The 23297-nt window shown below is 36.5% G+C and carries 24 protein-coding genes; 12 read left to right on the plus strand and 12 right to left on the minus strand.

Annotation, left to right across the window (positions count from 1 at the left end):
- Positions 1-150: 150 nt before the first annotated feature.
- From MKS83_RS06720 to MKS83_RS06730, 3 genes are all read left to right on the plus strand, one after another.
- Positions 151-456 carry a hypothetical protein gene (locus MKS83_RS06720; RefSeq protein ID WP_240582504.1) on the plus strand — a complete coding sequence of 102 codons (306 nt, stop codon included), beginning with the start codon at positions 151-153 and terminating at the stop codon, positions 454-456.
- Between the two features lie 148 nt (positions 457-604).
- On the plus strand, positions 605-1168 hold the full coding sequence (locus MKS83_RS06725; RefSeq protein ID WP_240582505.1) for a hypothetical protein: 564 nt from the start codon (positions 605-607) through the stop codon (positions 1166-1168).
- Between the two features lie 6 nt (positions 1169-1174).
- Complete coding sequence (locus tag MKS83_RS06730) at positions 1175-3295, plus strand: cation:proton antiporter (protein WP_240582506.1); 2121 nt, start codon at positions 1175-1177, stop codon at positions 3293-3295.
- Positions 3296-3386: 91 nt separating this feature from the next.
- Here the strand turns inward: MKS83_RS06730 and MKS83_RS06735 are convergent, their stop codons facing one another.
- The 6 genes from MKS83_RS06735 to MKS83_RS06760 are packed head-to-tail and all read right to left on the minus strand — an operon-like array spanning position 3387 to position 10669.
- Entirely contained in the window at positions 3387-3758 is a 372-nt protein-coding gene (locus tag MKS83_RS06735) for a response regulator (RefSeq protein ID WP_100376125.1), read from the minus strand.
- A 27-nt stretch (positions 3759-3785) separates the two neighbouring features.
- The gene (locus MKS83_RS06740) at positions 3786-4355 is read right to left on the minus strand and encodes a chemotaxis protein CheB (protein ID WP_100376126.1); all 570 of its coding nucleotides are present in this window, start codon (positions 4353-4355) and stop codon (positions 3786-3788) included.
- A 13-nt stretch (positions 4356-4368) separates the two neighbouring features.
- A complete protein-coding gene (locus MKS83_RS06745) occupies positions 4369-5199 on the minus strand; it encodes a CheR family methyltransferase (RefSeq protein WP_240582507.1) in 831 nt (276 codons plus the stop codon).
- The gene (locus MKS83_RS06750; protein WP_240582508.1) at positions 5200-5565 is read right to left on the minus strand and encodes a response regulator; all 366 of its coding nucleotides are present in this window, start codon (positions 5563-5565) and stop codon (positions 5200-5202) included.
- A gap of 15 nt (positions 5566-5580) precedes the next feature.
- Positions 5581-9189 (minus strand): response regulator, encoded by a 3609-nt coding sequence (locus tag MKS83_RS06755; protein WP_240582509.1) that lies wholly within the window; start codon positions 9187-9189, stop codon positions 5581-5583.
- 4 nt (positions 9190-9193) lie between these two features.
- Positions 9194-10669, minus strand: a complete 1476-nt coding sequence (locus MKS83_RS06760) for a response regulator (protein ID WP_240582510.1) — start codon at positions 10667-10669, stop codon at positions 9194-9196.
- A gap of 210 nt (positions 10670-10879) precedes the next feature.
- On the opposite strand from MKS83_RS06760, the gene MKS83_RS06765 reads away from it, so the two are divergent.
- Together MKS83_RS06765 and MKS83_RS06770 are read left to right on the plus strand one after the other, a co-directional pair.
- Complete coding sequence (locus tag MKS83_RS06765) at positions 10880-11290, plus strand: NUDIX hydrolase (protein ID WP_240582511.1); 411 nt, start codon at positions 10880-10882, stop codon at positions 11288-11290.
- A gap of 271 nt (positions 11291-11561) precedes the next feature.
- Complete coding sequence (locus MKS83_RS06770; RefSeq protein ID WP_240582512.1) at positions 11562-11948, plus strand: low affinity iron permease family protein; 387 nt, start codon at positions 11562-11564, stop codon at positions 11946-11948.
- A gap of 180 nt (positions 11949-12128) precedes the next feature.
- Here the strand turns inward: MKS83_RS06770 and MKS83_RS06775 are convergent, their stop codons facing one another.
- The 4 genes from MKS83_RS06775 to MKS83_RS06790 form a co-directional block, all read right to left on the minus strand.
- A complete protein-coding gene (locus MKS83_RS06775) occupies positions 12129-12299 on the minus strand; it encodes a lmo0937 family membrane protein (protein ID WP_157798743.1) in 171 nt (56 codons plus the stop codon).
- Positions 12300-12422: 123 nt separating this feature from the next.
- Positions 12423-13685 carry an NAD(P)/FAD-dependent oxidoreductase gene (locus tag MKS83_RS06780; RefSeq protein ID WP_240582513.1) on the minus strand — a complete coding sequence of 421 codons (1263 nt, stop codon included), beginning with the start codon at positions 13683-13685 and terminating at the stop codon, positions 12423-12425.
- A gap of 123 nt (positions 13686-13808) precedes the next feature.
- Positions 13809-14606, minus strand: coding sequence for an SDR family NAD(P)-dependent oxidoreductase (locus MKS83_RS06785; RefSeq protein WP_240582514.1), 798 nt, complete (start codon positions 14604-14606; stop codon positions 13809-13811).
- 38 nt (positions 14607-14644) lie between these two features.
- Complete coding sequence (locus MKS83_RS06790; protein ID WP_240582515.1) at positions 14645-15814, minus strand: zinc-dependent alcohol dehydrogenase; 1170 nt, start codon at positions 15812-15814, stop codon at positions 14645-14647.
- A 304-nt stretch (positions 15815-16118) separates the two neighbouring features.
- Between MKS83_RS06790 and MKS83_RS06795 the strand changes: the two genes are divergently transcribed.
- Both MKS83_RS06795 and MKS83_RS06800 read left to right on the plus strand, forming a co-directional pair.
- The gene (locus MKS83_RS06795) at positions 16119-16589 is read left to right on the plus strand and encodes a Crp/Fnr family transcriptional regulator (protein ID WP_240582516.1); all 471 of its coding nucleotides are present in this window, start codon (positions 16119-16121) and stop codon (positions 16587-16589) included.
- Between the two features lie 44 nt (positions 16590-16633).
- Positions 16634-16714, plus strand: coding sequence for a hypothetical protein (locus MKS83_RS06800; RefSeq protein WP_240583171.1), 81 nt, complete (start codon positions 16634-16636; stop codon positions 16712-16714).
- Between the two features lie 2 nt (positions 16715-16716).
- On the opposite strand, the gene MKS83_RS06805 is transcribed toward MKS83_RS06800, so the two are convergent.
- Positions 16717-18192, minus strand: a complete 1476-nt coding sequence (locus MKS83_RS06805; RefSeq protein ID WP_240582517.1) for an alpha-amylase — start codon at positions 18190-18192, stop codon at positions 16717-16719.
- A gap of 180 nt (positions 18193-18372) precedes the next feature.
- Here MKS83_RS06805 and MKS83_RS06810 point away from each other — a divergent pair, with 180 nt between their 5' ends.
- The 5 genes from MKS83_RS06810 to MKS83_RS06830 all read left to right on the plus strand — a co-directional run bounded on the left by MKS83_RS06810 (position 18373) and on the right by MKS83_RS06830 (position 22134).
- Positions 18373-18588, plus strand: a complete 216-nt coding sequence (locus MKS83_RS06810; RefSeq protein WP_240582518.1) for a hypothetical protein — start codon at positions 18373-18375, stop codon at positions 18586-18588.
- 103 nt (positions 18589-18691) lie between these two features.
- Complete coding sequence (locus MKS83_RS06815; protein ID WP_240582519.1) at positions 18692-20443, plus strand: cbb3-type cytochrome c oxidase subunit I; 1752 nt, start codon at positions 18692-18694, stop codon at positions 20441-20443.
- Positions 20444-20454: 11 nt separating this feature from the next.
- On the plus strand, positions 20455-21450 hold the full coding sequence (locus MKS83_RS06820) for a cbb3-type cytochrome c oxidase subunit II (RefSeq protein WP_240582520.1): 996 nt from the start codon (positions 20455-20457) through the stop codon (positions 21448-21450).
- Between the two features lie 2 nt (positions 21451-21452).
- On the plus strand, positions 21453-21716 hold the full coding sequence (locus tag MKS83_RS06825) for a hypothetical protein (RefSeq protein ID WP_240582521.1): 264 nt from the start codon (positions 21453-21455) through the stop codon (positions 21714-21716).
- 10 nt (positions 21717-21726) lie between these two features.
- Entirely contained in the window at positions 21727-22134 is a 408-nt protein-coding gene (locus MKS83_RS06830) for a cytochrome C (RefSeq protein ID WP_240582522.1), read from the plus strand.
- A gap of 545 nt (positions 22135-22679) precedes the next feature.
- Here MKS83_RS06830 and MKS83_RS06835 read toward each other — a convergent pair.
- Complete coding sequence (locus MKS83_RS06835) at positions 22680-23294, minus strand: hypothetical protein (RefSeq protein ID WP_240582523.1); 615 nt, start codon at positions 23292-23294, stop codon at positions 22680-22682.
- Positions 23295-23297: the final 3 nt, after the last annotated feature.

Genomic DNA, 23297 nt, shown 5'->3' on the forward strand with positions numbered 1-23297 from the left:
TAACTTATTTTAACTTATTTTATCAAAAATCACTTTACAAGTAAAGTGATTTTTGATATGTATGTTCTATAAAAATAGTACATAGCTATATAATAAAAGTGGAACATAAATATTCGTAAAGTTTAAAAATTCTTTTCTAGCTTTGCTTTAATGAAAAAACTTCCAAACTTTAAAGCGCTAATTAATTATTACTCCACTGAAAAAGGAGGACTGGTAAGTCCTGTATCTACAGGATTTCGGGCAACATTTCTGTTTCCTTTTGAATTGCAGACTTATATTGGTGCTCAGACTTTTGAAGAGGAGGAGCTTATTTTTCCGGGAGACTCTGTTAGTGTGGATGTTACACTGATCAATGCGGAATTATTTCTGGATAAATTGTATACCGGAATGGATTTCGAAATTTCCGACAATACCGGCACGATTGGTAACGGGATCATCGTTGCTGTTTATTCTTAATTTTTAGGCAAATCAACTATTATCTTTATTCTGAAAAGCTTTATTGGCAATTAAATTAGTCATTATTTTCATCTTTCTTTACTCTTTCATTTCACGTAAGTTGGATTTAGCCGTAAGTTTTCTTATATTTAGGCAGCAACGTACTTCTATGAAAAATCTAATATTTTTAAATCTTCTTTTATTGTTGCTTGTAAACTGCAATAACAAGGATAAAACGAAAGAATTAGCTTTAAAAGAGCAGCAGCTCTTGGAAAAAGAAAAATTATTTGCCCAAAAGGAAGCAGAATACAATGCTCTGCTGAAAATGAGAGACAGCATTTTTAATACACAACATGCAGATTCAATCAAAATTATTAAATGGCCTGATAGTATTGCTGGGTCATGGACCGGAAAAGTGGTCTGTACTGAATCTAACTGCAGCGATTATGTTGTCGGAGATCAACGAACCGATATTTGGGAATTTGCCAGTGACTCTATTCAGCTATTCACAAAAATCATCAACAATAATAATTTGGTAAGATCATATTCCGGTAATTTTGAGAATAACGAGATCAAGCTTAATTTCAAAACGGATTCTACTGCTAAGAAAAAGGTGGATATGAATGTTTTGCTCAATGATATTTCGGCAGATAAAATCCGGGGAACAAGAACTATAGCTGTTGACAATTGTATGGCAAAATTCTCAGTTGAGCTGATACGTTCTAAAAAATAAATGTTCATGACTTTACTTACCCTACATACGAGTCTTCCCGTTGAAGATCCAGTACTGAAATTTCTTTTGGTTCTTATCATTATTCTGGCAGCACCACTTTTATTGAATAAGATTAAAGTTCCTCATTTATTGGGTTTAATTATAGCCGGAGCAGTTATTGGTCCCAATGGATTCAATATTCTGGCAAGAGACAGCAGTATTGTTGTGACCGGAACAACCGGGCTTCTTTATATCATGTTTTTGGCGGGTCTGGAAATAGATATGGGAGATTTTAAAAAAAATAAATGGAAAAGTCTCACTTTTGGAATCTACACCTTTACTGTACCGTTTATTTTAGGGTATCTGGGAGGCGTCTATATTCTGAATTTCTCGGTACTGACTTCCATACTTTTTGCAAGTTTATTTTCATCACACACGTTAATAGCTTATCCTTTAGTCAGCAAATTAGGGATATCAAAAAATTCCGCAGTGAACATCACCGTGGGCGGAACAATGATTACCGATATTCTAGCACTCTTGGTCCTTGCGATTATTGTAGGAATGTCTCAGGGAGATGTTAAGACAGAATTCTGGGTCAAACTTTCAGTTTCTTTTATTGCATTTGCGTTGGTTGTACTGCTGATATTCCCGATTATCGGACGATGGTTTTTCAAAAAGGTAGATGATAAAATTTCCCAATATATCTTTGTTTTGGTAATGATTTACCTTGCTGCCCTATTAGCAGAATTTGCAGGCGTTGAAGCAATCATAGGCGCATTCTTTGCGGGGCTGGCTTTGAACAGGCTTATTCCGCATACTTCTTCATTGATGAACCGCGTAGAATTTGTAGGGAATGCGATATTCATTCCGTTCTTCCTTATCAGTGTCGGAATGCTGATTGATTTTAAAGTTTTTTTTAAAAGCTGGGAAACTTTAGAAGTGGCGGCAATTATGCTTATTGCATCTATAGGAGGAAAATATCTTTCTGCTGTTATGACCCAAAAAACTTTCAGGCTTAGCAAAGAAGAAGGTCTGTTAATTTTCGGATTAAGTTCCGCATCTGCTGCTGCCACGTTAGCTTCTGTAATGGTTGGATATAACATTATTCTTTCTGAAAGTGAAACAGGAGAACCCGTCAGATTATTAAATGAACACGTTTTAAATGGGAGTATTCTATTAATTCTCATCTCATGTACTATTTCATCATTTATATCGATGTCTAATGCACAAAAAATTGCAGAGCAAGATAATGAAGAGACCGTATCCGGAAACAGCCACGAACAGGAAAATATTCTTTTGGCACTGAATTATGAAACAACAGTGGAAAGAATGGTTAATCTTGGGATTTTAATTAAAGCACCTACCAATCTGGAAAGCCTGTTTGCTTTAAATGTCATTAATGAAGATAAAAATGAATCGTCCGTAAAAAATGCCGAGAAACTATTACATCAGGCTACTGATGTTGCCGCTGCCGCAGATGTAAAAATACAGTCTTTAAAAAGATATGATAATGACGTGATCAACGGAATAAACAACGTCATTAAAGAACAAAATATTACAGACCTCATCATTGGGCTGGAAGATGATAAAGGCTTCTCTCCGTCCTTTGTCTATAATCTTTATAATGGATATCTACAGAATGATGATGTGAATGTAATGGTTTACCACGCCGCACAACCTTTATCTACCATAAAAAGATACGCTGTTATGATTCCGGAGAATGCACACCGCGAAGCCGGATTTTTCCATGCTTTGCTCAGAGTATGGAATATTGCACGCAATTCCGGAGCAACCATCACTTTTTATGCTTCTGAAGAAATTATAGCAATCCTGCAGAGAATTATAAAAAAAGCCAATATTGAAGCGGAATTCATCATCCTAAATAAATGGAAAGATGGCGAAAAAACGGCAACGGAACTGAGAGATAACGAAGCGCTTATTATTTTTATGGCAAAAAGAGGAATGAGATCTTATATTCCTCAGATGAGACTGATTCCTGAATTGCTGAACAGACATTTGATCGATAAAAATTATCTGCTTATTTTTCCTTTTTCTGAATTTGACAATACTAATACTGAAAAAAGGTCGGTAGGAAATCATGTTGACTTTATAGAAATCGGAAAGATCATCACTAAAATTTTTAAATAACATTTTAATGAATTTTTAAATTGCTCGTTAAATTAACGATGAAAAATAAAAGGTAAATAGCAGTTTGCTATTTACCTTTTATTTTGACATTTTATACTTGTTCTATGATATATTTTGCCACTTTTTCTTCAAGATCATCCAGATCAAAAGGTTTTGAAATATAATCATCTGCCAAAGCTTCCGATGCCAGAGCAGCAATATTGTTATTTGCTGTCATGTAGATCACCGGAATATGCTTAAATTCTTCATTGTTTTTAAGGATTTTGGTAGCTTCCACGCCTCCGATCTTCGGAATCCAGTTATCCATTAAAATAACATCCGGTCTACATTCAGCTACTTTTTCAAGAATATCGTGTGAAGTCTCCGAAATCCTGACTTCGTAGCCATTTTCTTCAAAGATGATAGTAACTACTTCTAAAATAGCAGCATCATCATCAAATATTAAAATTTTCTTATTCTCCATATTTTTATGTTTAATTCATTTGATATATTATAATTGATTGATATCATTCGCTAAACTATCCGGTCTTATGATGAGATCATAATCAATTTCTTCCATGGCATGCTTAGGCATATAATCCACTTCTGCTGTTTCAGGATCCTGGATCCAGATTTTTCCTTTATACTTTTTTATGTAGCTCAATCCTTCGGTTCCATCAGCATTTGCCCCTGATAAAAGAATTCCTATCATATTTTTTCCATAAATTTCTGCCGCACTTCTAAAAGTAACATCAATGGAAGGACGGGAATAATTCATTTTCTCCGAACTGTCCAATGACATATATTTTTTGCTTTCAAACAGCAAATGATAGTCTGCGGGAACAATATATATGACATTATTCTTAATCTCAGTTTTGTCCTCAACTTCAACAACCGGTTTTCTTGTAAACTGCTCCAGCAAGGTACGCAAAATATCACCAGATTGTGCTTTGCGATGAACAACCAGTACAATGGGAATATCTACTGTGTCATCAAGATTTTTGATCATTTGTATAATGACCTGCAAACTCCCTGCTGATCCTCCGATAACAATTAACTCTATGGTACCCTGTGATTCCAATCTCTAAATTTATTTAATGATGATCAATTTTTTTCCAGATTTTCTGTTCTTCGACCTGATGATAGTTCCTCTCTATAGTAGAAAACCTAAGGGTTTCTTTCGCTCCCAGCGCCAAAAATCCCAGATTTTCCAAGCTATTATCAAACAAATTGAAAACTCTTTCCTGTAATTCCCTGTCAAAATAAATCAAAACATTTCTGCAAATAATCAGTTGAAAGCTGTTAAAAGAGCTGTCCGAGACCAAATTATGGGTAGATAAAATCAATTTTTCCTGTAAACTTTTGTCAAACCTCACACTATCATAATTAGCGGTATAATACGTAGAAAAATCTTTAATTCCTCCTGAAAGCATATAATTCTCAGAATACTGTTTCATCTGCTGTAAAGGAAAAACACCCGCTCTTGCCGTTTCCAAAACAGAAGGATTCAAGTCCGTACCATAAATAAGAGATTTATGATAAAGCCCGGCTTCTTTCAGCAAAATGGCTATAGAATAGGCTTCTTCACCTGTTGAACAGCCGGCAATCCATATCCTGATCAGCGGATAGGTGCCAAGCTGCGGTAATATGTCTTCTCTTAAAGCTTTAAAAAAAAGAGGATCTCTGAACATTTCTGTGACATTTACAGTGATTTCTTCTACAAAACGCGTTATATATTCAGGTTCATTCATAATCGTATATCTGAGCTCTGCGAAGCTGGTAAACCTATCCAGGAGACATATTCTATTCATTCTTCTTTTAAGGGAAGCTCTGCTGTAGCCCGAAAAATCATAGCCATACATCTCATAGACATCATGAATAAGGTATTCTACCTCCTGATCTTTTATGATATTCGGTTCCAGCATTTAGATAAGTTTTTCTATTGCAGTTAACAAAAGATCTACATCAATCGGCTTTGAGATATAATCATTCGCACCCACTTCAATACATTTCTGACGGTCTTCAGGCATTGCCTGTGCAGTCACTGCAATAATGGGAATATCTTTGATTTCAGGAGTGTTTCTTATTATTCTGACGGCTTCATAGCCATCTATTTCGGGCATCATCATATCCATCAAAATAACAGAAAAATCGTATTCAGACTTCAGAATATCGAAAGCTTCCTGAGCCATTGCACAGGTCTCAACGGCATAACCACGTGCTTTAAGGGTTAGCTTTAAAGCAAATATATTACGTGGATCATCATCCACTATTAAAATCTTCTTATTCATCAGAATTTTATCTGTTTAACTTTCATATAACCATACTCGAAGCAATGACAAAAGCTGATCAATATCTACCGGCTTTGAAATATAATCTGAAGCTCCTGCATTAAGACATTTTTCACGATCTCCAATCATGGATTTAGCAGTCACCGCGATAATAGGTAGCTTTTTGAATGCCGGTATTTTCCTGATTTCCATAATGGATTCATAGCCATCCATTTCAGGCATCATCATATCCATTAAAATAACATCTATATCCGGATTGTCACGAAGCTGCTGAAGCGCATGCTTTCCATCCATTGCTACAATAACGTCAACTTTATATTTTTCCAGCGCTTTGGTCAAAGAAAAGATATTTCTTACATCATCATCCGTGATAAGAACTTTTTTCCCGCTTAGCACTTCCGTCAGAGATCCCAGAGCTTTTCCTCTGGTACTCTCAGCGGAGTTGTTTTTCTCTTCTACCAAATGTAAGAATAATCCCACCTCATCCAAGATTCTTTGATAAGAATGCGCCGTTTTTACCACAATAGAATCAGCATATTGCTTTATTTTCAATTCTTCTTCTTTTGATAAATTGTGTTCCGTAAAAATAATAATCGGAAGATTCTCCAAGCCTTCATAACTTTTTATGGATTCTATTACCTGGTATTTATTTCCTTTTAAGCTTCCGATGTCCAGAATAACGCAATCAGCTTGATTGGAAGTCAACGCTTTGACACTGTCTTCTACATTGTGCTCTACAGAAAGAGAAATATTAAAATTACTCAGATAATAAGATAATGCACTGGCATGTTTGGCATTTTCTTCAACAATAAGAACTTTTTGAGGGCCCTTTTTTAAAGCTTCTTCAATTTTTCTAAATACATCGGTCATTTTATCAAGAGCTACCGGTTTACTGATGAAGTCAACCGCACCTTTCATTAGACTTTCTTTTTTAACGTGCAAAACAGACATCATATGCACCGGAATATGTCTGGTCTCTGTATGAGATTTTAGCTCATCCATCACCTTCCATCCGTCTTTTACAGGAAGCTGAACATCCAATAAGATGGCATTTGGCTTAAACTTCTGAGCAGCTGAAAGCCCTTGATCTCCTCTTACCACAACAACACCTTTATAATCCTGTAAATGGGCATATTTTAATAAAGCTTTCGCAAAATTGATATCATCTTCGATAATCAGAATTACTTTATCCCCATCCTTAATATTTTCTCTGTCGTCCTCTACATCTTCAGGAATTTCAAGCTTACTTACCTGAGCTGTGTCTATTCCGGTTTCATCAAGTATATGTTGAATTTCTTCAACATCCTCACGGATAATCTCTACCAAATCATTTTCTGTTTCAACCTGCCTGTTTTCAGGTACAGCATTCACAGGAATAATAAAGCTGAATTCACTTCCTTTATTAAGCTCACTCTGCAAAGTAAGTTCGCCTCCGAGAAGTTTTGCTATTTCGCGGCTTATTGATAACCCTAATCCTGTACCTCCGAATTTTCTTTTTGTAGATCCATCCGCCTGTTGGAATGCTTCAAAGATGATTTTCTGTTTGTCTTTTGCAATCCCTACTCCAGTATCTTTCACAGAGAAAATGATAAACCCAGGTTTTTCAGAATGGTTTCTGATATGTAAATCAATACTTCCTTGGGATGTAAATTTCAAAGCATTGGACAAAAGATTTCTTAATACCTGATCGATACGAAGGCGGTCTCCCTCAATAACCTTTTGAACATCGGGTTCAATCTGAATTTTAAACGGAAGACGTTTTTCCTGAAATACAGGATTGAAAAGACTTTTCAAATCTTTAACCACCTCTTCAATATACACATCCTGATATTCAAGAGTCATCTTACCGGATTCTATCTTGGCCAAATCAAGAATTTCATCAATCAATGTTAATAAACTCGTACCGGAACTTTGAATAACCTTAGCTGATTCTACCTGGTCTTCATTAAGGTTTTTTTCCGGGTTTTCGGCCATTAATCTTGATAAAAGAAGGATCGAATTAAGAGGAGTACGCAATTCATGCGACATATTGGCTAAGAATTCAGACTTGTATTTGGTGCTTAAAGCCAGCTCCTCTACTTTTTTCTGAATCTCATTATTACGTTCGGCAATCAGATGATTTTTTTCTTCCAGCAACCTTGAACGTTCTTCCAGCTCAACATTTGCCTGCATCAGTTCTTCCTGCTGTACTTTTAATTCCTCTTCCGAAGCCTGAAGTTTCTGAGTCTGAGCTTCCAGTTCCGTATTCAGATTCTCGAGTTCGGAATGTTGAACCATAAGCTCTTCAGACTGAGCCTGGGTTTCTTCCAACAGCTGCTGTTCTTTTTCTCTGCCTCTTGCGGCGCTCAGTGCAATTCCGATGTTTACACAACATTCTTCAAAATAGGCAATTCTGTCCTCTTCAAAGTTAGACGTGGATCCAAGCTCCAACACACCTATTATGTGCCCGTCTGCAAAGATTGGGAGCAATATAATTCCATAGATTTTGATCGTACTGCTGGCAAAAGTTACGACAAAATCATCTTCATGAAGATTATTATAGACCTGAGTTTTAGCGTTAATAAAAGCTTGGCCAACCATTCCTTCTCCTGGCTCGAAAGTCTTTTTCATATTGGCTTCCAACCCGAATGCTTTATTAAGTTTTAAAACGCCTTCATCATACAAATACAAAGAACCATTGATACATTTACCATATTCTATCAATTGCTTTAAAGCCCTATTAGAAACCTCTTTCACCGACTTGTTCCCAACAAGAGATTCATTGAGTAAAGCGAGTCCCTTCTGTCTCCAGTCACTTTTATTAATTTTTTCAAAAGAATTTTTTAAAGATTCGGTCATGTAATTGAGAGATTCTGCAAGATCGCCAAGGTCACCTCCTGCATTATCAACAACCTTTTCGGTATAATCACCGTTAGCTACTCTATTGGCAATCCTCTGGATAGCACTTACACGACGTGTCATTTCCTGGTCTTTTTCCTTGAGCATTCTTTCTAGCTTATCTCTTCTGATAAGATCTGCTCTCATTTTAATATAGAAGAATGCAGTGACTACCACAGCAGCTATAGCAGAAAAAAGAATGAAAAGAACAGTAGTATTGGATGAACGGTTTAGGTCTTTATTTTTAATTTCAAGCTGGCTCTCTTCATACTGTACAAAATCATTGACAATTTTACGGCACTGGTCCATATAATCTTTACTCGTAACGATTTGTTGCTGAGTCATTATATTACCTCTCCGCCTCTGTTCAACCAAATATTTCAGATTATCTGTTACCTGATTAACTGAAACTTTTAAGCTATTAAGCCTGTCCTGCTGGTTCTTATCATCCAGGCCCAATGATTCTGCGCGAACCATAGCTTTAGGATATTCTCTCATGCCCCTCTTGTAAGGCTCAAGAAAATCTTCTCTTCCGGTCAGCTGATAACCTCGGTTTCCTGTTTCTGCATCCAGTAAGGATACCAAGACATCTTTTACTGCTGTCATTGCCAACCTGCTTTTGGAAAGATTCTCCCGATGATTCATCTGGTTCTGGATACTCCAGTAGGAAGCGAGTGAACTGGCTATCAAAATCAATAGTGAAAGGCCTACTCCAAACTGGAGATTTCGTATAATTTTTTTTGGCATAAAACTAATTTAATGGTAAGGTGAAATAAAAGGTAGAGCCCTCATTTAAAACGCTCGAGACCCCAACAGTCCCATGATGTTGTTTAATGATTTCGGAACAGATGAACAATCCTATACCCATTCCCTGAAACTGGAGTGAAGATTCTTCCACACGATAAAACTTTTTAAATACGGCATCCTGTTTAAAATCAGGAATTCCGATTCCAAAGTCGGTTACACTTACTCTTACTTCCTGTGCTTCTTCATCCACAAAAGTTGTAATAATCACCTGATTGTTATGGGGAGAATACTTTATGGCATTCGTCAGGAAATTGATCAGTACCTGTTCTATACGAATTTCATCCAAAGGAATTAAAATATCCGGCTTCACCCCTTCGCGTTCAATCTTCACTTTTCGTTCCTCATGGGTTTGCTGAATGGTATCAATAGCGTTACTGATAACGGTTTCCAGGTTTACGGGCTTTTTATTAATCTTTAATTTTCCGTTTTCAATTTTGGAAACATCCAGCAGATCCGTAATAAGTGCATTTAACTTTTCAATCTGGCCCTGAAGCTTGGTTACAAATCCCGCTTCTGAACTTTCTTTATCAAGCTTCAGCTTTCTTTCTAAGAGCTGTACATAGGCTTTAATGCTGGTTAAAGGAGTTTTTAATTCATGACTTGCAATACTTAAAAATTCATCTTTTTCCTTTTCTATCTTCTTCTGGTCATCAATATCCGTAAAAGTTCCGACCCAGTTTTTAATCCGGTGTTCATCGTATACCGGAGTTACCCTCAACAAATGATAACGATAATCAAGAGATATAATATTTTTGATTCTAACCTCCAGTTCAAGAGCTTTTCCTTTTCTTTTACATCTTTCAAATTCTTCTCTAATATTAGCATCATCAGGATGACTTTCCGGGAAATTCTGTTCGTTTTCTGAATACTGATACCATTTACCATTCACAAAATCAACAATTCCGTCTTCATTGAGTGTAAATGCAATCTGGGGAAGAGATTCAAGCATTAAATGGAAATGATCGATCTGAGATTTCATCGTGACCTGCGATTCCCTTCTTCCTTTCACTTCCAGCTCAAGGTTCTGCTGCGTTTTTTTCATAGCGATATTCTGCTCCTGGAGATTATAGAAAGTTTTTACCTTCAGTAAAAGTATTTCCGGATCTACGGGCTTGGTCACATAGTCTTTGGCTCCGGAGGCATAACCACGTGTGATAAATTTTTTATCCGTGTTTACAGCAGACAGAAATATAATGGGAATATCTTTTGTTTTGCTATATCCTGATAATGATTCTGCCACTTCAAAACCATCCATGTCCGGCATCTGAACATCTAAAATAATTAAAGCATAATCGTTTTTTAATGCTTTACCAAGTGCCTCTTCACCGGAACCGGCTGTTTCAACTTTGAAATCCTTGGATTCAAGTAATTTTTGTAGAGAATACAGGTTACTTTGATTGTCATCAACAATTAAAATCATAGAAGTTAGAATGAATTATGAGTTACGCGTCGTTTGATTTCAAAAATACTTACAATATTTTAAAAAACGGCAATTTTTCAGGGATTATCCAAGGTTTTACATTTATTATTTTCTATAATTAAAAAATATTAAAACCTGATTAATTATTTGGGCAAAAAAGCAGTATAACCATCCTGTCATCCTTAAATATTTATTCATTAAATTTACTCTATGCAAAATAAGATTATTGATAAAGTAGCATTGATCAGCATTTCTGACAAAAAAGTTCTTACCGCACTTTCCAAACTGAAATCAAAACTCTATTTACCGGGTGGCAAAAGAGAGCCCAATGAGTCTGATACTGAATGCCTGAAAAGAGAAATCATGGAGGAGCTCAACGTTGAAATCAAAGAAGATTCGATACGCTATTTTGATACCTTTGAAGCTCCGGCTGATGGTAAAGATGAAGATATTCTGGTAAGAATGACATGCTATTTTGCAGAATATTCAGGTACACTTCAAGCTTCAAGCGAGATAGAATCTTTTGAATGGATCGATTTTAATGACCGTCATAGAACCTCAGCGGTTGTTGCTCTTATATTGGACCAGTTAAAAAGTCTGGATCTGATCAGCTCTTCTTAAATTTCAAAGGAAAATATTGTTTTTCCAAGCCTATTAAGCTTTCAATATTAAGATATTATTTCTTTAATTTTTACGCTTCTAATTGACAGTCACTTCTTCTACCTTTAATTTCCTCTTCCCCTCACTTCCACGTGTGCATTCGAATCTCTGGAATAGAAATTCTACAAGAACCTGGATATTCTTTTTTGATCACAGTGATTGAGATCATATTTTTTATGATAATTCTTCCCGAATTTAGGGTTAAAAATTATTGTAAAATTCACATTAGATTATGAAAAAGAATTTTTTTGATCGATTTGCTGATCAGGCTGCATACTTTGCAGGAAGTCCGGGCGCATTCATCGGGGCAAGTCTACTGGTAATTATATGGGCCGCTACAGGGCCGTTTTTCAAATTTTCCGAAGTATGGCAAATGGTGATCAATACCGGGACAACCATTGTAACTTTCCTTATGGTATTTCTGATTCAGAAAGCCCAGAATAAAGATTCAAAAGCAATCCAGATTAAACTGAACGAACTTGTTGCAGCACACGAAAATGCCAATAATCGTATTGTAGATATAGAAGATTTAACGGAGGAAGAACTGGATCAGATTCACAAATTTTATGAAAAACTGAGGAATTCTCGCAATAGAGATACCTCCAAAGAAGAAGAATAAAAAATATTTTTGGAAAGTATGATTTTGTAGAGTATGTGACTTGAATCATACTTACAGGAAAAGTTTCTTTTTATCTTTAGCTACCTTTCATTCACATTTTTTTCCATCATCCCCCTCTTTTTAAGGAGGGGGATTTAAACATAAATAAAAGTAAACTCATTACTTATGTAATGAAAGATCTTAATCCAGAGGTTTTCTACCAGTAATGATATTATATAAAACCACAATTATAGCAATTACCAGTAATATGTGTACCAAATATCCAGTACTTATCCCCGGTATTACCCCTAACATTCCTAAAAGCCATACAGCAATACAAATGACTGCTACTAACCATAATATACTTCTCATAACTGTCAATTTTTTAATTATACAATTACTATCTGCATATTTTATGCCTTTTTTTATGCAAAGCTTATTAATTAAAGTTTTATGCTGTATGTTTTTTCTCAACATTCTTGTTGGGAATTTTCTTTAAGTATTACTTTTTTTAGGTCTTAAAATCAACCTAATAGAAGGATTATTTGTTATAAAAAGCCTTAACCAGTCAAAGGCCAATCGAATTTTATTACGAAAGCCTACCAGAGGAATAATATGAATAAAAAGCCAGGTAAGCCAGGCCGGAAACCCTTTAAAAGAAAATTTAGGAAGGTCCACAACCGCATTGAATTTTGAAATAATTGCCATACTTCCCTTATCATTATACCTAAAAGGAACTAAAACCTTTTCGTCTTCAATTCTCTTCAAATTTTTTCCTAAATTTTTCCCTTGCTGAATGGCTACTTGTGCCAACTGAGGGTGACCTTTAGGATATGTTTTTTCTGTCATTTGCAGACAAATATCTCCTACAGCATATACATTATCTAATCCCTGAACTTTATTGTATGCGTCTACTAAAATTCTTCTTCCCTTTCCTATACTTTCCTCGGGGAGACCTTTTACTTCCCTTCCGATTACTCCTGAAGTCCATATTAATGTTTCTGTTTCGATAACCCTTCCGTCTGCCAATATTACTTTTGCATCGGTATAGTCTTTAACAGCCACATTTAAAATAATTTTAACTCCCAATTTTTGCAATTTAGTATAAGCGGCTTCCTGTGCAATCTTACTCATAGGAGACAGCAGAACCGGAAGAGCATCAATAAGATAGATATTGGAAAAACTCCGGTTAATTTCAGGATATTCTTTTTCCGCAATATACTGTCCCATTTCCGCGATCATTCCCGCAAGCTCCACTCCGGTAGGACCACCACCGGCGATTACTATATTCTGCAGCTTTGGAGCTTCTTTAATGCTTTTATTCCTTGCCGCTTCCTCAAGGGTCAGCAGAATATAGTTTCTCAGATACAAGGCTTCATCAATTGTTTTCATGGGCAATGCACATTTCTGAACATTTTCCATTCCAAAGAAATTAGATTCTGTACCTAATGCCAGAACCAAATAGTCATAATCCAGTTTTCCGTTATCTGTTTCTATATTTTTTGTTTCCGGAACTACTTTTACCAGACTTCCCATATAAAATTGTACATTTTTATAGTTGGAAAACAATCTTCTGAACGGATAGCTGATATTAGAAGCTTCAATGAAAGAAGTGGCAACCTGGTAGATAAGCGGCGGAAAAAAATGGTAATTATTCTTATCTACTAATGTTATTATAAATCTATTATCGTTTACCAAAGATTTCACCAGATTGATCCCGGCAAATCCTCCGCCAACAATGACAATGTGCTTTTTCATATGCAATGGATAAAACTTAAATAACAAATAGTGTTCATTTAGAAAACAATATATCTGAACCTGAGTTCAAAAAGTATTGGTGTTTTTCATTTCAGCTAAAAAATGATTTTCAGCATAATTGTCTTATGTCTTGTTAACAGGCTTCTGCATTTCTCCCATTCTGTGTGCTGCCATACTGTCTGTGGACATATTGGTCATAGCTACAGATAATTTGTTTTTAAATCCTGAAATTATCTTATCATCACCGTTCATAAGGGCATTATATCCATCAAGGGCTACCTCTTCAGGGGAAGCAAGGTTGCCCGGATCTTCCAAAATTTTACTTTCATTCATATCAGCTTTATTAAAGAAATCAGTATCTGTAGGACCTGGCAATAATGCTGTAACGGTAATACCTGAGTCGATCAGTTCTTCTCTAATGGCTTCAGACCACGATAAAACAAATGCTTTTGTCCCATGATATACCGAATGCCATGGTCCCGGAGCTTTACTGGCTACTGAAGCGAGATTGAGAATTTTCCCGGATCCTTTTGATAACCGATCTTTTAAAAACAGCTTAGTCAGTATAATAACAGAAACAATGTTTAAATTAATAATATCAACCTCCCGATGGATATCCGTTTCCTGAAACTTGCCATATACGCCCTGACCCGCATCATTAACAAGAATTTCCGGGCTAATTCCGTTTAATTTCAGTTCCGAATACAATGAAAAGACATCATCCTGCAGGAAAAGATTTTTGGCCATTGTGATTACATTGCCTCCAAAACTTTTGAACTCATCTGCTTTCTCTTTTAGTTCATCATGATTACGGGCAACAATTACAAGGTCGTACCCATTTTTTGCAAATAGCTTTGCCAATTCATAGCCGATTCCGCTGGTTGCCCCTGTAATAAGGGCATATTGATTTTTACGTTCCATATTTTTTATTTTAATGTGGGTGAATATTTTTTCAAATTTTAATTTTTCCAGGGATCAAGAACTACTTTGACACAGCCGTCTAACTTTTTATCGAATATTTCATATCCTTTGGCAACCTCATCCAACGACAGTCTGTGCGTTATAATATCGTCTAGCTTTACACGTCCATTTACCACATGATCCATCAACTGGTCGATAATGGCATGAACATTACATTGTCCTGCTTTCACCGTAATTCCTTTGTCAAATATCTGCCCTAACTTGAAATTGTCGTAATTAACAGGATACACGCCAAGAACAGAGACAATTCCGCCACGTCTTACAGCACTCATACAGGCTTCCAATACCTTAATGGAACCTTTTTCAAAGTTTAAAACTGCTTTAGCTCTGTCTATAAAATCTCTGTCGGGTTCAAAGCCTACTGCTTCAATGCAGAGATCTGCTCCTCTTCCGTCAGTCATATCCCGGATCTGCTGAACTACATGATCTGCATCTTCCCATAAAATGATATCACAGCCTGTTAATGCTTTAATTTTATCTAATCTGTATTGTTGGGTATCAATAACGATTACTTTTTTTGCATTGTGCAGAATAGCAGTTTTGGCCGCCATTGATCCAACAGGTCCTGCACCAAATATTGCCACTGTCTCACCACCTTTTAATTCGCCCCACATAACCCCGGTATAGCCTGTAGGAAAAATGTCTGTAAGAAATAATACCTGCTCATCAGTAAGATTTTCCGGTACTTTTCTTGGGCCAATATGTGCATACGGCACTCTTACATATTGAGCCTGTCCTCCATCATATCCTCCATACAGATCTGAGTACCCAAAAAGAGCACCGCCTTTATCCGTCAGTATTCCTCCTTCCGGTCCATAGTGTTCAGGATTGCTGCGTTCACAGGCTGTCGGAAGATCATGTTGACAGAAAAAACAAGTTCCGCATGAGATGGGAAACGGAACTACTACTCTATCTCCCACTTTGAGATTGGTAATATGCTGCCCTACTTCTTCCACGATACCCATAAATTCGTGCCCCATTACCATAGGTCTTGCCTGGGGAATACCTCCGGAATACATATGGAGATCACTTCCGCAAATAGCCGTTGAAGTAACTTTCAGAATGATATCATGAGATTCTTTAATCATTGGGTCATCTACGGTATCGCATGTAATGACTCCTGGTGAATGAATAACTGCTGCTTTCATATTTTAATGTTTTGGTGTGATACTGGTGTGTCGCTATATTCTGACATCTATTGTTACTCAAAATTACAACAGGCTGATTTTTTTCACTATGACTGGAGTCATAATTGGATACATTATCATCATTATCGGTTCCCTTTGGAAATTTTGACGGTCAACCCTTCATTTTTTCAGAACCGCTCATCATTTCTTTTTATTACCCCATGCTCATAATATATTTCAGCTTACTTTATTTCCAACTATTTGGCTTATTTTTTGATAAGTACAACACTAATCCCCTTAAAAACCACCTACAAAACATTAACATATGATTATCAGTGAAGATCTTTTAATAGCTTTCGGTGGCGAATACGAGACCTACCCTGCTAATACAGTTATTTTTAGTGAAGGAAGCCAGCCGAAATTTTATTTTCAGATTGTGAATGGTAATGTTGAATTAAACAATTATCATGAAGACGGAAAAGAATTTACACAAAATATTCTTTCTGACGGTCAAAGTTTTGGAGAATCTCTGCTTTTTAGTGACCAGCCTTATCCCATGAATGCTATAGCTACCACAGAGTGTCGCATTATAAAACTTTCAAAATCGGATTTCCTTAACCTGGTCAACGAAAATAAAAAAGTATCTTCTGACATGTTCAAATGCTTATCGGACAGGTTGTATTACAAATATCTGATGCTGTTTAGCATTACTTCTTCAAATCCTGCATATAAAATCAGGGCACTCATGGATTATGTGAAAGGCTATAATTCTGCCATTCCCAAGCGTTCATTTTAGTTCCCTTTACCCGTCGTCAAATAGCAAACCTTACGGGGCTTAGAATAGAAACGGTAATCCGGACCATTAAGAAAATGGAAAAGGAAAAGATTTTAAAAATAGAAAACAGAAAAATATATTATTAGTATTATCTACTCTTTTTTAACCCAAACGGAGACCGAGGCGGGTTGACACAAAAAACAGCTTTTCCGGTTTCGTCCGTCTTTACCTGCTCTTTTCTTTGTTCCAAAAAATCAATATATATGGTATTGGAATGCTGTGTTCCTAAATCAATTTCTTTGTATCCATCTTCACTATTGGATAATATGACAACACAACCGGGGTTGTCCGGAGTTCCTCTTCTCACCCATGCAATACAATTCGGGTGATCAAAATAATTTACCTGTTCCCCATAGGCAAAGTATTGCCTTACCTTTAATAGCTTTGGTAAAATTTCTACTTTTGGGATAACGATATTTATTTCTTCTCCATCTTTCATATCGGTATATTCTGCCCCAAAAAGATCCGGATAAAATACGCATGGATATGCCTCTTCTGATAATAAAATAATTGCATAAGCGATTGGCTTGAACCAGTTTTGAACTGAAGACTCCAGAGCCTGTAGCTGCTGGGTATCATGATTTTCTACGAAGGAGACGGAAAATACGGGCTTTTTCTCCAGGAAACTTCCTTTCAAAATCTGGCTAAGATCATAATATTTTCCTTCTTTTGAGGCTGTAAAAAAATTATAATGCAAAGGCGCATCGAAACAAGAAACCAGATCATTCATATGATCTGAAAAAAAGGCTATTTTCTCCGCTTCATCTTTCCAAAATTCACCTAATATATAACAATCGGCTTTGAGCTCATTCTTTATATAGGAAATCCAGTCTTGTAAAAAATCTGAAGAAATATGCTTTAAAGCATCTAAACGAAAACCATCTACTCCAGTTGTTTCCAGATACCATTTTATCCAGTTTTTCATTTCCTTTACTACCTCAGGATTCCGATATTCTACATCTGCGCCCATCAGATAATCATAATTGCCCAGCTGATAACTTACATCTTTCGCCCATTCGGTACTATATCCATTGTGAATCTTAAAGATCCCTTTTCGCTCTTCTCCATCTTTATTAATAATATCTATACCGCTAAAGCACATGTAATTCCATATAAAACCAGAATATTTTCCTTGTCTGGCAGGAAATGTGAACTTGGTATATGCAGTTGCCTGGATGGGATCATCAATTATTTCATTCCGATTTTCACTATTTGCTTCGTGTATGGTGATCTCTTCTTCTTCATCTCCTCCCATTCTGTGGTTGAGTACAATATCAGCATAGACAGAAATTCCCGCTTTTTGCGCTACTTTTATTGCATTAAGATATTCATCCTTTGTCCCATATTTAGTTGCGATTCCTCCTTTCTGATCAAATTCGCCTAAATCATACAAATCATAAACATCATACCCTCTTCCTTCTTTTCCTAAGCTACATTTCATTGCCGGAGGCAGCCAAACAGCCGTAAATCCCAAGTCTTTTAAATACTGTACGTTTTCTGAAAATTCATTCCACAGTTCACCAGAATGGTACCAATGAAAGTATTGTATGATCACTCCGTTCATAAATTTTTTCTATTAAAATTCATCAAATAAATTTCCTACATAAAAAATTTAAAAAAAATGATTCCAATCATATTGTTTACTTTTTAATCCATAAAAAACAATTCGGTCTGATATGACGCCAGTCATAAAACTACATTTCTTTCAATTTCTATCTTTGATCAACACCAAAAAAATATAGTTATGAAATCATTATTCTTATTCATGGTATTTACGTGCTGTCTTACTTTTGTCAGCTGTACCAAAGATCCCCAACCCAGAGCTACCAACATTGACAGTTTAAATACAGGAGACAGCATGGTTTCGGGTACTGCTCCTATAACGCCTGATTCCGGGGATCAGACACTTCCTATGGATAGTGTCTCTTACGATGTAGATTCCATTAAAAACAGTAAATAGGAATTCGCCCACGTTTTTCTTATTATGAAAACGAAATTGATGCTCTATCTCTCAAAGGCACCTATGATTTAGAAACTCTCCGTACCTTCTATACTATTTCGTTATGGCAGAAACCTCATTATTTAATCAGCCCGGAATTCAGATTACCATTGTTTTACTGCTGATCATCATTATTGCTGGTCTGGTTATCGTTGTGCTGAAGTTTTTATCCGTCTATTCCCAGATATTACGAAGAAAAGAATATTCAGAAATTCAAAAAAAAATAAAAAATCTCAGCCCTGAAGAACTTAATGAATATGAACGAAGAGAAAAAGAGCTTGATTTTCAGCAGCCTGAAAATCAACTTTCCGGACATGTTCCTGCTACTGATGAAAAGGGAGTCATCCGGAATATTAATTCGGTAGAAGAATTTCGTTTTTTTCCTACTAAAAGGAGAACCTCATCTTTTCTTAATTATGTATCTCCGGAGCTTACCCGGCTTATTCTCTGGTTTTTAGGAACTGCCATATTTTGGCTTCTTATAGGGACCTCTTTCGGATTGTATGCCGGAATAAAATATGTAGCTCCTGATGTTGAGCACACGAGCTGGCTAAGCTTCGGAAGGCTCCGTCCGGCACATACCAATGCTGTATTCTGGGGATGGGCTTCTCTTGCGATGGTTGGGCTATCCTATTACGTTGTAACCAGGGTCAGCAATATTGAAAATTATAATATTAAACAGGGATATGTTTCATTAATTCTCATGAATACTGCCGTTCTTGCCGGAACAATATCGTTGCTTTCAGGAATTAATAATGGCGGAGGAGAATACCGTGAATATATTTGGCCTATTATGATCACCTTTGGAATAGGAGTAGCTACCTCGACACATCATCTTTTTAAGCCTGTTGCCAAAAGAATTGTTAAAGAAATTTATATTTCAAACTGGTATATTATTTCCGGCTTTATGTTCATTGTGGTCGTTATTTTAGTAGGTTATATTCCTGTATGGCAGAACGGCGTCGGAGAAACCATTACCCAGGGATATTATATGCATCAGGCGATCGGTATGTGGTTTATGATGATCAATCTCGGTCTGATGTATTATTTTCTTCCCCAACAGCTTAATAAGCCTATCTACTCTTACAGTCTTGGAGCATTGGCATTCTGGACCCACATTTTGTTCTATACTTTGATTGGAACACATCATTTTATTTTCAGCGCCATTCCCTGGAGACTGCAGACCACCGCTATTATTGCCAGCATGGGAATGCTGATTCCCGTTGCAGCAGGAACCACCAATTTTCTTCTGACCTTTAACGGAGCGTGGTATCAGCTAAAGACCAGCTATACCCTGCCTTTTTATTTCATGGCTATCATCTTTTATTTTACAGGTTCGTTTCAGGGAACTGTAGAAGCTTTCCGGTACACAAATCTTCTGTGGCATTTTACAGATTTTACCGTTTCACATTCACATCTTACCATGTACGGAATTATCACCTTTATGATCTGGGGATTTTCTTACACGCTAATTCCGAGACTTACAGGAAAAGAACCACCCAAATTATTGGTTGGTATTCATTTTTGGTTAGCCCTGATCGGATTATTGATGTACGTGATTGCTCTTATGATAGGGGGAACACAGACCGGCCTGATGTGGATTAAGAAAAAACCTTTTATAGACGGAGTTATCAATATGTTTCCTTTCTGGCTGTGGAGAGCAATCGGCGGAACATTTATGTGGATTTCCCATCTCATTTTTGCTTACAATTTTTACCGGATGGTAAGGATAAAGGAGAATCTCCGGATTCCCCGAACTCCTGCCGAAATTTTGGCCACCAAAAGACAGCTTGGAAATACAGAGTTTAAATCTTAAAAATTACAGTTATGATGCTTCTCAATGACCATAGAATCCTTTTCGGCTCGGCATTAGGCTTGTTCTTATTTCTTACGTTCTATATCGCGATTATTCCTGCTATGGAAAATCAGAAGATTAATCAGCCTTTACCCAGACAGGCAAAAATGCTAACAAAAGATGAGAGAGCCGGAAAAATGGTTTATATAGAAAATGGCTGTGTTGCCTGTCATACCCAGCAGGTAAGAAGTGTGGAAATGGATAATGTTTTTGGTAAAAGACCGAGTATTCCTGCAGATTTTGCCATTAACAGAAGAACCGATTTCTGGAGAAACACGGCCAACCTTATGGGAACCCAAAGAGCCGGCCCCGACCTCACGAATGTAGGAGAGCGACAACCCAGCTCAGAATGGCATCTCATTCATCTTTATCAGCCCAGAGCGGCGGTAGAAGCTTCTATTATGCCTTCTTATGAATTTCTTTTTATCGAAAGAGACTATTTACAGCCAGGAGATGTAGAAGTAAAAGTCCCGGAGAAATTTTTAAAAAATAAAAGGAAAAAAATTGTAGCCACCCCAAAAGCTCTATGGCTGGTGGCTTATTTGAAATCATTAAAACAAACTGATTATACGGACAAATCAATGGTTCCTGCGTTTCTCTATAAACAGCAGAAAAAAGAAGCTGGAGGAAGTCAGGGAGGAGAAAATCTGCCTGATGGCGGAGAACTGTTCACAGCCAATTGTGCATCCTGTCATCAGGCAAACGGTGAAGGTGTTCCCGGAGCATTTCCACCATTAAAAGGAAGTCCTGTAGTCAACGGCGGAGATTTGGAACTATATGTCACTATCATTATGAAAGGTTACGATCCGAGACCCGAGTTTGCAACCATGCCGCCTGTAGGGACAAATGCCAATTTCACCCCGGAAGACCTTACGGCCATTATGAACCATGAACGGACAAGCTGGGGCAATAATGCCAAAAAAGTGACTGTAGAAGAAGTAAAAGTAATCATGGATAAAATTAAATAATTATGAAATTTTCTGTAAAATACCTCATCACGTGGATCTCGGTCTTTTTTACAATCTATACGTTTGCCTGTGATGCATGCAAGCTCAGACAACCGAAGATAACTCAGGAATATACCCATGGAACAGGCCCTGAAAGCGATTGGGACTGGTTTATCATAGGTATTGTTGCCCTGATAACAATTTTAGCTTTTTTTTATTCGGTAAAGTACCTGATTAAACCCGGAGAAAAGAATAAAGACCATATCAAATATTCTGTTTTACCCTAAAAAATGAATTATGACTAAAGACAAAAGTAAGGTTTTCCTTTTCATAGATAATGATCCGGCACCTATTGCCGAGCTGGACACTCCTATTGTCTTTGATCTGGATACTAAAAAACTGACCGACGGAGAACATATTCTAAAGATTATAAGCCATTCGCCTACAGGAAGAGAGGGTATCAGAACCATTCATTTTACAGTAGCCAATGGGCCGGCCATAAGAATAGAAGGGCTAAAAAATAAAGATGTTGTAGATGGCACCCTGTCATTAATGATTAACGCTTATGATAAAGGGAATCAAAAGAGTTTCCTCATTAACGGAAGCGAAACTCCACAAACAATCCCTTTCTGGATATGGATAATTATTATTTTATTTATCGGCTGGGCTCTTTATTACGAAATAACCAGTGCCAATATCCAGTAAATTATGACATTGATAACTGCCTATTGTAAGAATAATCTTAAGACCATACGGTATGAAAAAGTTCAAAATATTTCCTTGCTTTCAGGCAATTTATTATTTATTTACCTTGATATGGCCCCTTATCCATATGAAAAGCTTTTTGATGATAACCGGTGAAAAAACAGATTTATGGCTAGTAAAAACAGTAAGTATTTTACTTCTTCCTTATTGCCTGCTTATTTTCTATCTTACGTTTAATGATAAAAAAATCCGGTTATTATATTAAGCATTATATCCTGTTGTCTGGGACTATTTATTATTGATATTTACTATTATTTAAACGGTGTTATTAATGGAAGTTATCTTATTGATGCCGGATTTCAACTCCTGTTTATGGGATACTGGCTTTATTTTCTATCTATAAGAAAAATTCGGTAATTTTTTCTTTATAATCCACTACAGTTCAGTAGATCTTTAGAAGATTTTCAATCCTGTATTCTGATTGGAAATTATTTTTTTCAATAACTAATATCTTTGTCTCTATTTTATTAAATATTCAATCTGCATTAGAAATCCAGAAATCCATTTACTAATGTCTTCCACTGAATCTTTGAAATTCCAATCATTCCGCCTGCAGCAATCAGGAGATTTCTTGCCTTGTCTATAAACTCTGCATCCATATTTGGTGTTTCATTTCTGCCATAAATTCCGGCCTGGATAAAATCTCTTCCTTTAAAGATTCCAAATGTAGAGGTAGCCTCATCTGAGTAAAAGTGTAAAATATGACCAGAAGTTTTATCCTGTGGATTTTTCGAAGGTCTGCACGTCATCATTACAAAATCAAGGCAAATACCATGCGTACGTTCTTCAAACAGATCTGTAATCTCTACCCAGTCATAACCTTTGGCTTCAACCGTTCCCGGACCCGGAATATCTATTCTTACATAATCTCCAATTAATGGATACCTGTCCACCATTTCACCTTCTGAATCAAAAAGTTTAAAATCGGCGAAGCCTTCACCACAATAGCTTTTCCAATTGTTTATCAGCATGAATCTTTCTTTTAATCTATTGAATCCTTCGTGTACTTCTTCCGGATTGGCATAGTCTTTCTTAGCTTCCGTATCATGGAAGCTTCCTTTCTTATGAACAGGTACTCCAAATATTTCTTTAGGTTTCATAAT

Source organism: Chryseobacterium sp. Y16C, from assembly GCF_022488405.1.
Taxonomy (GTDB): Bacteria; Bacteroidota; Bacteroidia; order Flavobacteriales; family Weeksellaceae; genus Chryseobacterium; species Chryseobacterium geocarposphaerae.

Coding starts and splice junctions, on each gene's coding strand:
- MKS83_RS06720 (WP_240582504.1), top strand. CDS start 151: ATGAAAAAACTTCCAAACTTTAAAGCGCTAATTAATTATTACTCCACT.
- MKS83_RS06725 (WP_240582505.1), top strand. CDS start 605: ATGAAAAATCTAATATTTTTAAATCTTCTTTTATTGTTGCTTGTAAAC.
- MKS83_RS06730 (WP_240582506.1), top strand. CDS start 1,175: ATGACTTTACTTACCCTACATACGAGTCTTCCCGTTGAAGATCCAGTA.
- MKS83_RS06735 (WP_100376125.1), bottom strand. CDS start 3,758: ATGGAGAATAAGAAAATTTTAATATTTGATGATGATGCTGCTATTTTA.
- MKS83_RS06745 (WP_240582507.1), bottom strand. CDS start 5,199: ATGCTGGAACCGAATATCATAAAAGATCAGGAGGTAGAATACCTTATT.
- MKS83_RS06750 (WP_240582508.1), bottom strand. CDS start 5,565: ATGAATAAGAAGATTTTAATAGTGGATGATGATCCACGTAATATATTT.
- MKS83_RS06755 (WP_240582509.1), bottom strand. CDS start 9,189: ATGCCAAAAAAAATTATACGAAATCTCCAGTTTGGAGTAGGCCTTTCA.
- MKS83_RS06760 (WP_240582510.1), bottom strand. CDS start 10,669: ATGATTTTAATTGTTGATGACAATCAAAGTAACCTGTATTCTCTACAA.
- MKS83_RS06765 (WP_240582511.1), top strand. CDS start 10,880: ATGCAAAATAAGATTATTGATAAAGTAGCATTGATCAGCATTTCTGAC.
- MKS83_RS06770 (WP_240582512.1), top strand. CDS start 11,562: ATGAAAAAGAATTTTTTTGATCGATTTGCTGATCAGGCTGCATACTTT.
- MKS83_RS06775 (WP_157798743.1), bottom strand. CDS start 12,299: ATGAGAAGTATATTATGGTTAGTAGCAGTCATTTGTATTGCTGTATGG.
- MKS83_RS06780 (WP_240582513.1), bottom strand. CDS start 13,685: ATGAAAAAGCACATTGTCATTGTTGGCGGAGGATTTGCCGGGATCAAT.
- MKS83_RS06785 (WP_240582514.1), bottom strand. CDS start 14,606: ATGGAACGTAAAAATCAATATGCCCTTATTACAGGGGCAACCAGCGGA.
- MKS83_RS06790 (WP_240582515.1), bottom strand. CDS start 15,814: ATGAAAGCAGCAGTTATTCATTCACCAGGAGTCATTACATGCGATACC.
- MKS83_RS06795 (WP_240582516.1), top strand. CDS start 16,119: ATGATTATCAGTGAAGATCTTTTAATAGCTTTCGGTGGCGAATACGAG.
- MKS83_RS06805 (WP_240582517.1), bottom strand. CDS start 18,192: ATGAACGGAGTGATCATACAATACTTTCATTGGTACCATTCTGGTGAA.
- MKS83_RS06810 (WP_240582518.1), top strand. CDS start 18,373: ATGAAATCATTATTCTTATTCATGGTATTTACGTGCTGTCTTACTTTT.
- MKS83_RS06815 (WP_240582519.1), top strand. CDS start 18,692: ATGGCAGAAACCTCATTATTTAATCAGCCCGGAATTCAGATTACCATT.
- MKS83_RS06820 (WP_240582520.1), top strand. CDS start 20,455: ATGATGCTTCTCAATGACCATAGAATCCTTTTCGGCTCGGCATTAGGC.
- MKS83_RS06825 (WP_240582521.1), top strand. CDS start 21,453: ATGAAATTTTCTGTAAAATACCTCATCACGTGGATCTCGGTCTTTTTT.
- MKS83_RS06830 (WP_240582522.1), top strand. CDS start 21,727: ATGACTAAAGACAAAAGTAAGGTTTTCCTTTTCATAGATAATGATCCG.
- MKS83_RS06835 (WP_240582523.1), bottom strand. CDS start 23,294: ATGAAACCTAAAGAAATATTTGGAGTACCTGTTCATAAGAAAGGAAGC.